This is a genomic window from Waltera acetigignens (assembly GCF_025567015.1).
GTDB lineage: Bacteria > Bacillota > Clostridia > Lachnospirales > Lachnospiraceae > Acetatifactor > Acetatifactor acetigignens.
The window spans coordinates 20,070-36,762 of sequence record NZ_JAOQJO010000006.1 but is presented as its reverse complement, the minus strand read 5'-3'; the positions used below and the strand labels follow the sequence as shown (position 1 = coordinate 36,762).

At 48.4% G+C, this 16,693-nt stretch carries 12 protein-coding genes; 9 read left to right on the top strand and 3 right to left on the bottom strand.

All coding sequences use genetic code 11. The annotated features are described in order from the left end of the window. The first annotated feature begins 127 nt into the window (after positions 1 to 127). On the top strand, positions 128 to 2,623 hold the full coding sequence (locus OCV96_RS07420) for an excinuclease ABC subunit UvrA (protein ID WP_262594069.1): 2,496 nt from the start codon (positions 128 to 130) through the stop codon (positions 2,621 to 2,623). A gap of 65 nt (positions 2,624 to 2,688) precedes the next feature. Here OCV96_RS07420 and trxA read toward each other — a convergent pair whose 3' ends face one another. After that, entirely contained in the window at positions 2,689 to 3,009 is a 321-nt protein-coding gene (gene trxA / locus OCV96_RS07415; RefSeq protein ID WP_022312646.1) for a thioredoxin, read from the bottom strand. A 67-nt stretch (positions 3,010 to 3,076) separates the two neighbouring features. After that, on the bottom strand, positions 3,077 to 3,721 hold the full coding sequence (gene trmB, locus OCV96_RS07410) for a tRNA (guanosine(46)-N7)-methyltransferase TrmB (RefSeq protein ID WP_227733522.1): 645 nt from the start codon (positions 3,719 to 3,721) through the stop codon (positions 3,077 to 3,079). A gap of 110 nt (positions 3,722 to 3,831) precedes the next feature. On the opposite strand from trmB, the gene yfcE reads away from it, so the two are divergent. The 7 genes from yfcE to OCV96_RS07375 all read left to right on the top strand — a co-directional run bounded on the left by yfcE (position 3,832) and on the right by OCV96_RS07375 (position 15,960). Beyond that, complete coding sequence (gene yfcE, locus OCV96_RS07405) at positions 3,832 to 4,380, top strand: phosphodiesterase (protein ID WP_022312648.1); 549 nt, start codon at positions 3,832 to 3,834, stop codon at positions 4,378 to 4,380. 193 nt (positions 4,381 to 4,573) lie between these two features. Further along, positions 4,574 to 6,226 (top strand): D-alanyl-D-alanine carboxypeptidase family protein, encoded by a 1,653-nt coding sequence (locus OCV96_RS07400; RefSeq protein WP_262594067.1) that lies wholly within the window; start codon positions 4,574 to 4,576, stop codon positions 6,224 to 6,226. A 151-nt stretch (positions 6,227 to 6,377) separates the two neighbouring features. After that, the gene (locus OCV96_RS07395; RefSeq protein ID WP_262594066.1) at positions 6,378 to 9,269 is read left to right on the top strand and encodes a tetratricopeptide repeat protein; all 2,892 of its coding nucleotides are present in this window, start codon (positions 6,378 to 6,380) and stop codon (positions 9,267 to 9,269) included. 14 nt (positions 9,270 to 9,283) lie between these two features. Then, positions 9,284 to 11,188, top strand: coding sequence for a 1,4-alpha-glucan branching protein GlgB (gene glgB, locus OCV96_RS07390; protein WP_262594065.1), 1,905 nt, complete (start codon positions 9,284 to 9,286; stop codon positions 11,186 to 11,188). Between the two features lie 260 nt (positions 11,189 to 11,448). Next, on the top strand, positions 11,449 to 14,325 hold the full coding sequence (locus OCV96_RS07385) for a DUF6240 domain-containing protein (protein WP_022312652.1): 2,877 nt from the start codon (positions 11,449 to 11,451) through the stop codon (positions 14,323 to 14,325). A 13-nt stretch (positions 14,326 to 14,338) separates the two neighbouring features. Then, on the top strand, positions 14,339 to 15,463 hold the full coding sequence (locus OCV96_RS07380) for a flagellin N-terminal helical domain-containing protein (RefSeq protein ID WP_117465293.1): 1,125 nt from the start codon (positions 14,339 to 14,341) through the stop codon (positions 15,461 to 15,463). 29 nt (positions 15,464 to 15,492) lie between these two features. After that, a complete protein-coding gene (locus tag OCV96_RS07375; protein ID WP_262594064.1) occupies positions 15,493 to 15,960 on the top strand; it encodes a flagellar export chaperone FliS in 468 nt (155 codons plus the stop codon). Here OCV96_RS07375 and OCV96_RS07370 read toward each other — a convergent pair. After that, positions 15,910 to 16,206: a DUF2508 family protein gene (locus tag OCV96_RS07370; RefSeq protein ID WP_022312655.1), complete on the bottom strand. Its 297-nt coding sequence runs from the start codon at positions 16,204 to 16,206 to the stop codon at positions 15,910 to 15,912. The genes OCV96_RS07375 and OCV96_RS07370 overlap by 51 nt on opposite strands. A gap of 139 nt (positions 16,207 to 16,345) precedes the next feature. Between OCV96_RS07370 and OCV96_RS07365 the strand changes: the two genes are divergently transcribed. Continuing rightward, a complete protein-coding gene (locus OCV96_RS07365) occupies positions 16,346 to 16,618 on the top strand; it encodes a pro-sigmaK processing inhibitor BofA family protein (protein ID WP_262594062.1) in 273 nt (90 codons plus the stop codon). Positions 16,619 to 16,693 lie beyond the last annotated feature (75 nt).

Genomic DNA, 16,693 nt, shown 5'->3' with positions numbered 1-16,693 from the left:
GAGTCACCACCTCATAAATGAGCAAAATTAGCTGCGTAGCAGCGAGAAAGAACGAGCCAGCGAACGTTTTGCGAATGTATGGGTGAGATTTGAATAATTACGATTTACTATAATGAGGAGTACTATCATGGAATACGAAGCTAATGAACCAAAGCATATCAAAGTAAGAGGTGCAAAGGTTCATAACCTGAAAAATATAGATGTGGATGTTCCCCTACACAAAATCGTGGGGATCGCCGGGGTATCCGGTTCGGGGAAATCTTCGCTGGCGCTGGGTGTCCTCTATGCAGAGGGCTCCAGACGTTATCTGGAATCCCTGTCCACGTATACGAGAAGACGCATGACAGGTGCGGCGAAAGCACAGGTAGATGAAGTACTCTATGTTCCTGCGGCGCTGGCATTGCATCAGCGCCCCGGAATTCCCGGGATCCGCAGTACCTTTGGAACCGGAACGGAGCTTTTGAACAGTCTGCGTCTGATGTATTCCAGACTGGCATCCCACCGCTGCCCCAACGGACATTATGTGCCGCCGACCCTGAAAGTAGCGGCGGAGCAGGAGATCCTGTGCCCGGAATGCGGAGCAAAGGTGCATGCTCCCAGTGCAGAAGAACTGGCATTCAATTCCCAGGGAGCCTGTCCGAAGTGCGGTGGTACGGGAAGTGTGCGGACCGTGGATCTGGATTCTCTGGTGCCGGATGATTCCCTAAGCATTGATGAGGGAGCGGTAGCACCCTGGAACAGCCACATGTGGTCATTGATGACGGATGTCTGCCGGGAAATGGGAGTGCGGACAGATGTACCCTTCCGAGAACTGACAGACCGGGAAAAAGAGATCGTTTATCACGGACCCGCGGAGAAGAAACATATTTTCTATAAGGCGAAGAAGACCAATCAGGCGGGAGAACTGGACTTTACGTATTTTAATGCGGTATACACGGTAGAGAATGCTCTGGCAAAGGTAAAAGATGAAAAGGGCATGAAACGTGTGGAAAAATTCTTAAAGGAGGATATCTGCCCGGAATGCGGCGGCAGCAGACTTTCGGAAGCTGCCAGAGCACCGAGACTTAGGGGGATAGGGCTGGCACAGGCCTGCCAGATGCCCCTGAAAGAATTGGTGGACTGGGTAGCGGGAGTGCCGGATTCTCTGCCGGAAGAGATGCACCCCATGGCGGAATCCATCTGTGAATCTTTCCAGACTGTGGCGAAAAGGCTGATGGATCTGGGACTTTCTTATTTGTCTCTGGACCGTGCGGCAGCCTCCCTGTCCACTGGGGAAAGACAGCGGATGCAGCTGGCCCGGGCGGTGCGAAACCGTACCACCGGGGTACTCTATGTGCTGGACGAGCCCTCCATCGGTCTGCATCCTTCGAATATCGTGGGACTGAATGCCGTGATGCATGATCTAATTGCTGATGGCAATTCCATCATTTTGGTAGATCATGATACCCAGATATTATCCGAAGCGGACTGGCTGATCGAGATGGGACCGGAAGCCGGTGCCGGAGGCGGCTATGTGATCACACAGGGTACGATTCCACAGGTAATCGCAAAAAAAGAGTCCATGATCGGTCCTTTTCTGGCGCAGACTGCGGATATGCGTATCCGTAAGCCCATCACCCGGGAGGAAATATTTGCACCGGGAAAGCTTCATTTGTCCACAGATGCCATCCATACGGTAAAACCTCTGGAAATAGATATTCCCAAAGGAAGACTTACGGTCGTTACCGGTGTCTCCGGCTCCGGGAAGACCACCATGGTGCTGGAAAGCCTGATTCCCGGACTGGAAGCAAAGTTAAACGGCGAACATTTGCCCGGCCATGTAAAAAGTATCACCGCAGAGGGCATCGCCCATGTAAAACTGATCGATGCATCCCCCATCGGCATCAATGTGCGGTCCACGGTAGCCACTTATGCCAATGTGCATGACGAACTGCGGAAAATTTATGCAAAAACCGCAGATGCGAAAAATAAGAAATATAAGGCGGGAGATTTTTCCTACAATACCGGAAAATTAAGATGCCCGGTCTGCGACGGTACCGGACAGATCAGTCTGGACGTGCAGTTCCTGCCGGATGTGGATGTGCCCTGCCCGGAGTGTGGCGGTTCCCGTTATGCCAGAGAAGCCTGGGAGATTTGTTATGAGAACAAACAGGGGATGCGTTATTCCCTGCCCCAGATGATGGAGATGGATGTCACGACGGCGCTGCAGGCAACACAAGAATGGAAAGTGGTTCATCAGCGGCTGGAAGTCCTGAAAAATCTGGGACTGGGATATCTGACTCTGGGAGAAGAGACACCCAGCCTTTCCGGTGGAGAGGCCCAGCGGCTGAAGCTGGCCAGTGAAATGGGCAGGGGACAATCAGATTCCGTATTTGTATTCGACGAACCGACGATCGGACTGCATCCGTTAGATGTACAGACCCTGTTGCAGGTATTTCAGACGCTGGTAGACAATGGGGCAACGGTACTTGTCATTGAACATGATCTGGATGTGATCCGCAATGCCGATTACATCATTGATATGGGACCCGGCGGCGGAGAAGACGGCGGCAGGGTCGTTGCTGTAGGAACTCTGGAGCAGATCAAGGCAGATGCCGACAGCATTACAGGAAAATATCTGTAAAAAATCAAAAACCCGGATACGGCAGAGGCATCCGCTCACCGTACCCGGATTTAAAAAACTGATTTTTACAGAATCACCTGCTCCAGCTTCTCGCGAAAGTCTGCTTCGGACATGGCGCCGACGAAGTTGGCCACGGGTTGTCCGTCTCTGAAGATCACAAAATTCGGAATGCTTGCCACGCGGTACTTCTGGGCGATGGTCATGTTCTCATCCACATTGATCTTGCCGACCTTTACTTTTCCCTCGTAAGCTTCTGCCAGTTTTGCCACGGTAGGAGCCATCATCTTGCAGGGATTGCACCAGTCTGCGTAGAAATCTACCAGAACGGGCAGAGGGGAGTTCAGAACTTCTTCCTCAAAATTAGCAACGGTAAACGTATATTCCATAAGTATCCTTCCTTTCTGTTATCTGTTGTTGATAGTATCTCAAAAATAAGATTCTATATTCGGGGCCTTATCTGTAAATAATATATTTGCAGATGGGATTGCCAACGGAGGAAAACTTTTCCTCGTATTCGGTCATGACGTTCCCCTCCATCAGCGCGGCATCGTTATGCAGATCGTAGGTGATCACCTGCGCTTTCCATCCGGCGGGCTCCAGTTCCTCTATTGCAAAATCAAACAACGGGCGGTTGTCTGTCTTGAATTCCAGCGTACCCTCTTTTTTCAGGATCACATCATAGCGGGCCAGAAACTGTCTCGAAGGAAGTCTTCTCTTCGCATGACGGTCCTTGGGCCAGGGATCGGAGAAATTCAGATAAATGCGGTCCACTTCACCTTTTCCGAATACCTTATCGATGTCTTCTGCATCCATACGGATGAATTTCAGGTTGGGAAGCTCGTCCTCTTCCATTTTCTGGATCGCGCGGAGCAATACGCTGGAATATTTTTCAATTCCCACATAATTAATCTGCGGATTCTGCTTTGCAAGGGTATTTAGGAAACGTCCTTTTCCCATACCGATCTCAATATGGATCGGATGATCGTTTCCGAAAATCTCATGCCAGGTTCCGGGGCATGCTTCCAGGGTATCTTCCGGTACGACATAGGGACTTTCCGCAATAACTTCCCGGGAACCGGTAATATTTCGTAACCTCATGGTAATCTCAGCCTTTCTTATAGTAATCTGTATTGTCAATGTACTTTATCTGAGAAAGCTTGTCAAGTCACAGGCCGCGGGATTATACTGGCAGTAGGAGGAGAAAATTTATGAAATGGATGATTGCATCGGATATTCACGGATCGGCATATTACTGTCGAAAACTGTTGGAAGCATATACGGAGGAAGGGGCCGACAGGCTGCTTTTACTGGGGGATATTTTATACCACGGCCCCAGAAATGATCTGCCCAGAGATTATGCGCCCAAGGAAGTGATCGCTTTATTGAACGAGCGGAAAAATGATATCTACTGTGTACGCGGTAATTGCGATACGGAGGTGGATCAGATGGTGCTGGAATTTCCGGTGCTGAGTGATTATTGTGTACTTGCGGAAGGGACGCAGGCAATCTATGCCACCCATGGACATATCTATAATGAGCAGAAACTGCCGCCATTGCATTCCGGAGATATTTTACTGCACGGTCATACTCATGTGCCGAAATGCGTTGTTCATGAGACAGAGCAGTATATCTGCATGAATCCGGGGTCCGTGTCGATTCCCAAGGAAGAAAGCTGGCACGGATACATGATCTGGGAAGGCAAAAATTTTGTGTGGAAAGACTTCGACGGACAGGAACATTTACGGTATTCCGTATAGAGAATGACAGCGTTCGCAGAAGGTCTTAAAAAGAATTAAAAAATAGAGATAAGACTTTGGTTTTTAGGTAAAATGGTGTATGATAAAGAATGCGCATTATCATACACCATTTTATTTTGAAGATATCAGGAAGGATTTATACATGCAGTTTTTCAGGCATTTTTCATATAGAAGGTTTTTAACCAGGGCAGTGATGGGAATCAGCGCTCTCTGCCTTTTTGCATCTCAGGGGCTTAGTGTCTCTGCTGCAACGATCAAAGAAGAGAACATCGCCCGCAATCAGGCACTGGCCATTCAGTCCAATGAAGTGGCAAACTGGCCTACGGGACCGGTAGTCAGCGCAGAATCCGCCATTTTGATGGATGCGGATACCGGAGCGATCCTTTATGCCAAAAATATCCATCAGCAGGAATACCCTGCCAGTACCACCAAAATTCTGACAACATTGATCGCATCCGAGCGCTGCAGCATGGATGAGATCGTGGATTTCTCCTATGATGCGGTACACGATATTGATCCCGGAAGCAACCATATCGCTATTGAGCCCGGCGAGCAGCTGACCATGGAGGAATGTCTGAATGCCATTCTGATCCGCTCTGCCAATGAAGTTTCTTTCGCGGTAGCAGAGCATATTTCCGGAACGACCTGGCAGGACTTTGCACCGATCATGAATGAAAGAGCCAAGGAACTGGGGTGTGTTGATTCCAATTTCGTCAATCCCAACGGACTTCCCAATGAGGATCATTACACCAGTGCCTATGACCTGGCGATGATCGGAAGAGCTTTTTTTGCCAACGAAGCGCTGTGTAAAATGACAATGACACATATGCTGCACATTTTGCCGTCGGAACGCCAACCAGATGATATTATGGAAGTCAACAAGATGGAACTGATCCCCGGCGGTAAATATGCATATCCGTATCTGGTAGGCTGTAAGACCGGTTACACCGATGTTGCCCGCAGTACACTGGTGTCCTGTGCGGAAAAAGACGGCATGAAGCTGATCTGTGTGGTCATGAAAGACGAAAATCCGAATTACTATGAAGATACAATCACTCTGTTTGATTATGGTTTCAGCAATTTTCAGAGAGTGAACATTTCTCAGACAGAGACCAAGTATAATATCGAGAATGCAGGATCTTTTTACAGTGGGAATGATATTTTCGGCAACTCCAAACCGATTCTGGAACTGAACCAGACGGACAGCATCACTTTGCCGAACACCATCACCTTTCAGGATGCGGTGTCCAGTATTTCCTATGATAATACAGAACCAGGACAGGTGGCTGTGATCACTTATACTTACAATGATGTGGTACTGGGAACGGCATCCCTGGACTTTACGGCAGCGGAAAAGGGCAGTAGTGTCTTCCGGGAAAATACGGCAGAGACCACGGAGTCTGCAGAGGAAAGCGGTGCAACCGATGAAACGCAGTCAGGCACAACGACCACAGAGGCAGACAATACAGAGACAACCGAAACAGCAGGAGATAACACCGGAAACAATGGTGGAATTCCAACGGTTGCACAGGAGACATCTCCGGAGGAGGAAAACAGCACTTCCGGTGGTCCTGCGGTTATTTTCATTAATGTGGTAAAAGTATTTTTCTGTATCGTGGGAATTGCGGTATTGATCTTCCTTGCACTGCTATTACGTACGTTTTTCAAGAATTATCATTTTGCCCACCGCAGTACCCGCCTGACCTGGAGATTTAACCGCAGAAGAAATCGTTCCAGATCCCGGTATCGTTCGGTGGATCAGGACCTTCGTAACCGACGCAAAGAAGCAATCCGACAGGCGAAAAAACGTCAAAAGCCCAAGAAGTCATCCCACTTTCGTGGGTAGTATTCCGAAGGGGAGATTTCCATACATTTTGCCCAGTTTGATTTTGACATATCAATGGGTACTATGGTACACTGAATAAGAAAAAAGTGGGGTAGTATACCCGGGGGAATGAGAAGCTTAGGATAAGAAAAGGTTAAGGGAGCGAAATACCTTGGATAAGAGTGAATATAAATTAAGAGCGGAAGAAATCAAAGACCTGATCAGCCGTGGGGAGTATGCGCAGGCTGCGGAGATTGCGGATACCATTGACTGGCGCAGAGTCAAAAGTGTTATGATGCTGTGCACCATTAGTGACCTTTACAAGATCAATCGAAGATACGAGGATGCCAGAGATATGCTGCTTCTGGCATATGAACGCCGTCCGGGAGGAAGGACGATCTGCTATTCTCTGTGCGAACTTTCCATTAAAATGGAAGAGTATGTACAGGCTATCGAGTATTACAAAGAGTTTGTGCAGGTAGCGCCCAAGGATCCCGGCAGATATATTTTGCAGTACAAATTATATGAGGCGCAGGATGTCAGTCTGGAAGAGCGCATTGCTGTTCTGGAAGAACTGAAAAAGAGAGATTACAGAGAAAAATGGGCATATGAGTTGGCTTATCTATATCACAGAGTAGGACTTGCTGCCAGATGTGTAGAGGAATGTGATGAGCTGATCCTTTGGTTTGGCGAGGGCAAATACGTTATCAAGGCAATGGAGCTGAAAATGCTCCATCAGCCGCTAACACCGGAACAGCAGGAAAAATACGATCATCGTTTTGACGCGCCCGGTACGCAGCAGTATTCTCAGAATTATGCGCAGGATCCCGGTTATGGACAGAACGAAACTTATGATCCGAATCAGGGCTATGTGCAAGACGGAAGTTACGACCCGAATCAGGGCTATGCACAGGGCGGAAGTTATGACCCGAACCAGGGCTATGCACAGGATGGAAGTTATGACCCGAATCAGGGTTATGTACAGGACGGAGGCTATGAGCCGAATCAGGGTTATGTACAGGAGGAAACCTACGAGCAGGTGACCGGTGACACCAGAGTCTATGAACCGGTGCAGCCGGTACAGCCCCAGCAGGCACCCGCGCAGCCGGCGGAAGATGATTTCGACATTCATGTGAAGACCATGGATGTGGGACAATATAATACGATCAATCTACAGGCAGAACTGGCAGCAGGCCTGCGGGAGGTACTGAGTGAGGACCATGCGAAGGAGACTTCGGATTCTATTACCCGTTCTATCGTGGCACCCATGATCGATCCAGGGGATTCCGATACGGAGTCTCTGGACTATCCGGAGATCGCAGATGTCAGTGAAGACGATCTGGAGCCGGAGACGGAGCAGATGGAGAGCTCGGAAGTATTCTTTGGGGAGACCGGAGAAATCGGCGATCTGTCACAGGTGCCCCAGGTAGAGACGGAAGAGATTCTGCCGGAAGAGCCTGTTGTTGCAAGAAGAACCGATGTAGTACCGGAGCTATCCGAAGTACAGAAGACACCGGAAGTACAGGAAATCGTGAAGGAACCGGAAACACAGAAAGTACCGGAAGCTCCCGTAGAGCCACCCAAGGAACTGGCCGATGTGCTGGCACAGGAATCCGACGGTCAGATCAGCCTGGTAATGCCGGAGGCAGAGAGCATTGAGAAACAGATCACCGGCCAGATGAATATCGAGGATATTCTGGCAGAGTGGGAACGCAAGAAGAAGGAGAACCTGGAGAAGAGAGAAGAAGAGGTTCGCCAACATGTATTACAGCAGACCGGAGCCATGTTCACGGAGTTTGAGCAGGCGGTAAGAGATGGATTGCTGGAAAAACTGGAAAAAGAAAAAGCTGCGGACACGGCAGATACCGTGGCAGAAGATACAACAGATACCGATGAGGTAGAAGAGCTGGAAGAGATCACGGAAGAGCCTGCCACAGAGGAACCCGTGGAAGAACTGACGGAGGCTGCTCCTGCAGAGGAAGCGGAACAAGAGCCTGTAGAAGAGCTTCCGGAAGAGGATACTGTAGAAGAACTCGCGGAAGAACCTGCATATGAGCCGGAAGCAGAAGAATTTGAGGAACCTGCGGAACCGGAAGCAGAAATCTATGAGCAGGAAGAAATCATAGACGAGGAACAGGCAGAACCGGAAGAAGCAATGGATGACGAGCCTGTAGAGGAGCCCACGGCGGAAGCAGTAGAATCGGTAGATGAGGAAACAGCCAGCGAAGAGATAGAACTGACGGCTGAGGAAACGCCGGAGGCCGGGGAAGCACCGGAACAGCCGGAGCGCCCCGCAGTAGAGCGAGACAAAGCAAAGGTTCGTGCGCTTACCAGAGAAGAGAGAGAACTGTACGCACCCTTTATCCAGAGCAGATCTGCCAGAGAGCAGTTAGTCAAGGCCATTGATAATATCAGTCTGGCAGCCTACACCGGCAACGTGATCATCACTGGAGAAGAGGGTATGGATACCTTATCTCTGGCGAAGAACATGGTTCGCGAAATTCAGGCAACCGACAGCAATTTCTCCGGAAAAGTGGCAAAGATCTCTGGACATGCATTGAATAAAAAGGATACTGCAGATACCTTATCCAAGCTGAAAAACGGCGCGCTGATCATTTGCAAGGCATCCGAAATGAACGATGCTACGGCAAATGTACTTCACAAGGCATTGCAGCAGGAGAGTCAGGGAATCGTAATTATTCTGGAAGATACGAAGAGGGATATTGATAAATTCCTCGAGAAACATGAAAAATTGAGAGAGTGCTTTACCGCACGAATGGATGTGGAAGCCCTCAGCAATAACACGCTGGTGGCATTCGGCAAACAGTATGCACGGGAGATGGAATACTCTATTGACGAACTCGGAGAGCTGGCGTTACATACCAGAATCGAAGATATGCAGACGATAGATCATGTGGTTACGGTAGTGGATGTAAAGCAGATCGTGGATGAAGCGATCGCTCATGCAAATAAAAAGACATTGAAGCATTTCTTCGATGTCCTGTTTGCCAAGAGATATGACGATGAGGATATGATCATCCTCACCGAGAAAGACTTTGTATAGCGGGAGGCGCGGTCATGACGAAGGAGAAGGTATTTATTTCCGAAGCAGATCAGTATCTTTTTGCCCAGGGGACCCATTATGATATTTACAAAAAACTGGGTGCACATCTGTCGGTGGAAGACGGCGTGCAAGGAGTCTATTTCGGAGTATGGGCACCAAATGCAGCACAGGTGAATGTCATTGGCACATTCAATGAATGGAATGAGGAATCCCATCCCATGCAGAAGCTGGGAGAAGGCGGTATCTGGGGGCTGTTCATTCCCGGCGTGGAAGAGGGAACGATGTATAAGTTCCTGATCTATGCAAGGGATGGCAGAAAGCTCTACAAAGCCGATCCTTTTGCCAATTATGCGGAGTACCGGCCGGGCACTGCATCTATCGTTACCGATATTACAGGCTTTGACTGGAGAGATTCCAAGTGGATGGAAGCCCGGGACAAAAAGGATATGAATAAAGAGCCTATGGCGATCTACGAATGCCATATCGGTTCTTTTATGAAGCATCCTAACAACGGTACCGCCGAAGGATTCTACAATTACCGGGAGTTTGCGGACCGGATCATAGAATATCTGAAGGAGATGAAGTATACCCATGTAGAACTGATGGGTATTGCAGAGCATCCGTTTGACGGTTCCTGGGGATATCAGGTGACCGGCTACTATGCACCGACTTCCCGTTACGGAACGCCGAAAGATTTCATGTACCTGATCAACGAACTGCACAAGGCCGGAGTCGGCGTGATTCTGGACTGGGTACCTGCGCATTTTGCAACTGATGCCCATGGCTTGGCTGAATTTGACGGTCAGTGCATTTTTGAACATCCCGATCCCCGTCTGGGAGAGCATCCCGAATGGGGAACCAAAATCTTCAATTACGGCAAAAATGAAGTAAAGAACTTCCTGGTAGCCAATGCCTTGTTCTGGCTCAGAGAGTTCCATGTGGACGGCATCCGTGTAGATGCGGTGGCATCCATGCTATATCTGGATTATGGTAAAAAAGAAGGTGAGTGGCTGCCGAATAAATTCGGTGGCAACAAGAATCTGGAGGCCATTGAGTTCTTCCACCATCTGAATTCTGTCATCCGTGGAACGTATCCCGGATTTGTGACAATTGCCGAGGAATCCACGGCGTGGCCGAATGTGACCAGCGATATCGGAGGCGAGGGATTAGGCTTCTCCTTTAAATGGAATATGGGCTGGATGCATGATTTCTGTGAATACATGAAGCTGGATCCTTTGTATCGTAAGGGCAATCATTACGCTATGACCTTTGCCATGAGCTACAATGACAGTGAGAACTACATTCTGCCCCTGTCTCATGACGAAGTGGTACATCTGAAGTGTTCCATGGTAAATAAGATGCCAGGTTATACTGCGGATAAATACGCAAATCTGCGTGTGGGCTATACCTACATGTTCGGACATTCCGGCAAAAAGCTGTTGTTCATGGGACAGGATTTCGGACAGGAGCGTGAGTGGAGTGAAGAACGCGAACTGGACTGGTATCTGTTAGGCGAGAAGCTGAATCAGGGTGTACATACCTATGTAAAGGAACTGTTGGAACTGTACCGCAAGTATCCTGCAATGTATGAGATCGACAATACCTGGGACGGTTTCGAGTGGATGAATGCGGATGATGCAGAACACAGCACCTATTGCTTTGTGAGAAAATGTTCCAGCAGCAAGAACAATCTGCTGTTTGTATTGAATATGACTCCGATGAAATGGGAGAATTATATCGTACCCGTGCCGAAAAAGAAGAAATATAAGCTGCTGCTCAACAGCGATGAGGAGCGTTTCGGCGGCTGGGGCAATGAAATTCCCGCAGAGATCATGGCAGAGAAAAAGCCTTACCATTACAAGGATTATTCTATCAGCTTTGATCTGCCCCCTTACGGAGCTGCTGTATTTCTGTTCTAAGTCCGGTTAAGAAATTATAAGAAACGACCGAAATAAAAGATGAGTGTGACCCAAAGGTGCACTCATCTTTTTTCTTAACTATTCAGAGACATGTAAATATCACTAAGGCCTCTTTGAATGCTTGCATTCGTAAGAGGATTTAGTGATATTTATAGGGCGATATAGCCTCAATGGGCAAAAGGAAAGCTCTGAAAGAGCGATTTTGCGAATGAGTCTCTGAATAGTTATTTCAAGAGTTATTACCAGGAAGGACGACAAGCGTGAAGATAACATTTCAGAATCAGACGGTAACTGATACAGAAAATAGAACAGAAAGTATCCAGACGGAGAAAAATACCTGGGGCAGAGATAAAATACAGCGCAATAAAAAAAGTGTGAATGCAAATACTTTTGGAGCCGTATACGAGAGTGGGCAGATCCCAATGCCTGTGGGAAATGAAGAGAATAATAAGGGAAAATCCCTGATTGAACTGCAGCAGGATGCCGGGAACACCAATGTGGCATTACAGCAGGATTACATGACACTACTGTCACATACTATGTCCCAGGAGGATTATGCGAAGGCTTGTGAGGACGGATTTGACCCCAGAGAACTGGATCAGGATACCGCAGTTACCATCGTGGACAGGATCAAAGCAGAACTGGTGCGTTCCGGACAGAACATTGCCGGATACACGGACGACATAGATCTGGACACCCTGGCGGCAGCTGTGGGCAGCGATACACTGGCACAAAGTATTGAAGAACAGTTCCGGGCAACGGATATACCTCTGACTCCTGAAAATGTAGATGAATTAAAAACCGCCTGGGAGCTGGCATCTTCTCTGCAGCAGCCCCAGGAAGGCGAGGTCGGGTATCTTGTAGATAATGGATTGGAGCCGGAGATCTGGAACTTGTATGTGGCAGAGAACAGCGGTGCGAAAGTACAGCAGAATACCGTACCGCAGGAATTGCAGGACCAGATGGATAAGGTGATCACGGATGCCGGCCTGCCGGTCAATGATGAGAATCGCCAGAAAGCGCAGTGGCTGGTGGGAGCAGGTTTGCCACTGACAACGGATACCCTGCAGCAGCTGGCAGAACTGGATACGATTGACTATCCCGTCAGTGAGGATGCTTTTGCACAGGCAGCGGCATCGGCACTCGCGGAGGGGAAATCCCCTGTTCATGCGAATCTGGCACGGCAGGAAAATATATACGAGAAAGCCACAGAAATGGTACAGGACTGGTTCTCGGATGCAAAATGGGATGTCACGGCGGAGAATCTGGCGGCCAGAAAACAACTGGAAGAGATCCGGCTGCGCATGACAGCGGAAGTGAATGTGAAACTCTTACAGAGTGATTTTTCCATTGATACGGCCCCTATGGAGCAGCTGATCGAAGCACTGCGTAGAGCGGAGGCAGAAGTTGCGGATAAGTATTTCCCCAACGATGCGGATGCCGTGGCAAAATATGAGACCTATACACAGACCGTACAGGTGACAAACGAACTTCCGGGACTGCCGGTCAGCGTGTTGGGACCCTATAGCCTGGAACAGAAAGTTTCTCAGGAGACCGTGGCAGAATTTCACAGCGAAGGTAAGGCGTTGCAGACGGCCTATACAGAAGCAAATGAACGTTATGAGACACTGATGACAGCCCCCAGAAGAGATCTGGGGGACAGCATCCGCAAGGCATTTTCCAATGTAGATGACATTCTGACAGATATGTCATTGGATAAAACACTGGAGAACCAGCGGGCGGTCCGCATCCTCGCGTATAACCGGATGGAGATTACTGCAGAAAATATCGAGAGAGTCAAAGAAGCAGACAAACAGGTCACTGCAGTGATTGAGAAACTGACACCGAAGAATGTATTACAGATGATCCGGGACGGCGTAAATCCGTTGGAGAAGACTTTTGGGGAACTGGAGTCCTATTTTGCCGAAAATCCTCAGAGTTATGAGGAAGAGGCGGAGGACTACAGCCGTTTCCTGTATCAGCTGGAACAAAAGAAAGATATCACGGAGAATGAGCGGAAAGCTTATATCGGTATCTATCGTATGGTACACCAGATTGAGAGAGAAGATGGTGCCGCAGTAGGCGCGGTGGTAAATATCGGCGCAGAATTGCAATTTTCCACACTCCTGGCAGCTTCCAGGAGCAGAAGAACCTCCCATATGGACTGGAAAGTGTCGGATGATACCGGACTGACACAGGAAGTACGTTTATCGGAGAACAATATTTCAGAGCAGATTTCTGTAGGGATGGCAAAAGAAATATTGACAGATGTGTCAGAAGACGCTGAGAGCAGAGACGCATATTATCAGGAATGTCTGCAGCAGATGCGGGAAGCGGTAGAGACCGAACCGGGAGCAGCACAAATGTTGGAAAGGGGAGAGGTAAATACCAGTACTTCTAACCTGCTGGCAGCTCAGGCTCTGCTGGAGGATCCGGCGGAACTGTTCAGCGACCTGCAACGCTATCGTAAGAAATACAACAAAGAGAAAGAAATACCTGTGGCGGCAACCGGAGGGGAGCCTGCCGGAACAGAAGCCTCCGGATTGTGGGAACAGCTGGATCAGCCGAATTTTGCAGATGATTACCGGACCATGCTTCAGGATGCTTTACAGGAGACAGAGACGATCAGTCTGGAACAGGCAGAGAGCCATCTGGATGTGAAACAGTTACAACTGGTACACAAACAGCTGCGCCTTGCAGGAAATCTTCAGAACAGGCAGGAGTATTTCCTGCCGATGTATCTGGGAGACCAGCTGGCAGGAGTGCATCTTACCCTACAGCAGGGAGCCGGAGAGACCTCGGCTGTGGATATCCGGGTAGATGCGGGAGACGAACAGTTGGAAGCGCATTTACAGGTCAACGGAGAACACATCGAAGGTTATCTCGTAGGAAATACCCCGGAAGAGGTTACGAAACTGGAAAAGACCTCCGATATATTCCTTGAATGGATTCAGACAGATACCTCTGCAGACTGGAAAGCTGAAAAGCTTTCTGTTGTCAGCTCCCGGGATATGACAAGGATGGCTGCCGGTGAGACGCAAAATGCAGAAACAATAGAGAGCCGGGCAGATGCGGCGCAACTGTACCGCCTGGCAAAAGGATTCCTGCAGGCTGTCGCAGACAGCAGCGGAAAGTAAGGAGTAACAACACATGAGAATTAATTACAATGTATCGGCAATGTTATCCAACAATGCCTTATCTACCAATGATGACCTGCTGTCCAAATCATTAGAGAGACTTTCTTCCGGATTAAAGATCAATCATGCAAAGGATAATCCGGCAGGACTGGCAATGTCCAAACGTATGAATGCCCAGATCGAGGGCCTGTCCGTGGCAAACCAGAATGCTAGCGACGGCGTATCCATTATCGAGATTGCAGATGGCGCCATGACCGAGATCAGTGAGATGCTGCAGCGAATCAATGAGCTCTCCGTCAAGGCTGCCAACGGTATAATGACGGATGATGACCGAGCTACCGTACAGGATGAAGTAAAGCAACTGAAAGAGGAAATCACCAGAATTTCTGACGTAACAGAGTTCAACGGACAGAAACTGCTGAATGGGGAGTACGATCTGAAGGGATATACCAACAAGCAGGAAGTTAAGGTGAACTACTATTCTACCGACGTGCCGGTAAAAGAATATACCATAAAGTCTATACCGCTGACAAAGGATGCGGACGGCAATATTGTGCTGGACGGAGATGTGACGTTCGGAGATGGTTTCCCGGATGCGAAGACACTGAAGACTGAACTGAAGGATGATCTTTTGACCATCACCGGAGAAAACGGATTTGAGATGCGCCTTGATGTGAGCGGAACTTTGAATGGAGCACAGACAGGAACAACGGTTCAGGATCTGAAGATCAATGCCACAGGTATCGGCGCTATGCGCTTACAGATCGGAGCTAATGAACATCAGGTGCTGGAAGTAAATATTCCTGCGGTTTCTTTACAGAATATGGGAATCGAGAATGTTGATGTCAGTACTGCAGAAGGTGCGGACGATGCCATTGATCGCGTAGACGGCGCCATCAAATATGTATCTTCCGTTCGAGGCAGACTGGGTGCATTCCAGAACCGTCTGGAATCTACGATCAACAGTCTGGATATTACCAGCGAAAATATGACTTCCGCATATTCCCGTATCATGGATGTAGATATGGCGGAAGAAATGACTTCTTATACGACTTATCAGATCCTGGCACAGGCAGGAACCTCCATGCTGGCACAGGCCAACGAGAGACCGTCTCAGGTACTGCAGTTGTTACAGTAGGAAAGTTCTGAATAAGAGGACATGGCAGAATGACAAAAGAATGCAAACAACAATTTACACTTCGGATTACACAGGCGAATTCCACGCAGTTGATCGTGATCCTGTATGAAATGACCTTACAATATCTGGCAGACGGAGAGCAGGCAGCAGATGATGCCGGACTGGTGGAAGCTGTTCACAGAGCCAGGGGATGTATCAAAGAGCTCCTGAACTCTCTGCACAGAGAATACAGCCCGGCAGGAGAGCTTTCCAGACTGTACCTGTTCTGCCTTCGCAGACTTGCTGTATGTGAAGTCCGCAGAGACCGCACAATATTGGAAGAGATTCGCAAAGTGATCGCACCTCTCTGCGATGCGTACAGGCAGATCCAGGATCAGGATACTTCCGGCCCGGTGATGAACAATTCTCAGACAGTATATGCCGGACTGACTTACGGCAGGAACCAGTTAACCGAAAACATGGCTGACCAGGGCACGAATCGGGGAATGTTGATATAGATTTTTTTCCCGATCCGCCGGCTGCAGAGCGGCCAGCTCTGTGAGATGCTGATACCTTTTTTGTAACGCATTGATTTCATAAATATAACTGTCAATGAGATCACTTTCCAAAGCATTATCGAAACCCGCATAGGCGATTTCCAACGCCTGGCGGGTTTTTCTTATGGATTCTTTCAGATCTATGGGAGAGAAATCCTCTTCAATGATTTCCGGGGAGGCATCTGCCTGACTAAAAAAGATTTTCATAACATTAACCGTCCTTTCTGCTAACAGTATAGGAACAAAAAAGGAAAAATATACCTGACATGGAGGAAAACGGAAGACATTTTTACACGGAAAGAGGAATAGATTAGGATAAAGAATTGTCGGGAATGCGAGAACAACAGTGGAACATCCGGAAAATTTATTATGGCTGATAGCAGTGGCGGCATTATTGCTGCTCATAAGCTTTTTGGGGAAAAAGGCAGAGTGGCTCCTCAATTTTGCATTGCGGGGCATTATGGGAACCATTGCCATTTATTTTATTAATATGGGTGTGACTTTCCTTGGATTTACTTCAGTGGTTGGAATCAATGCAGTAAGTATTTTGACAACGGGAATTCTTGGAATTCCGGGCATTGTGATGCTGTACGGGCTAAGTATTTATGAAATATTATAAAAAGGTGTTTTGACATACGGAAAGCGTGTAAAATAGCGTATTTCAGGATGACTGAAAATATGAAAAACAATTCTG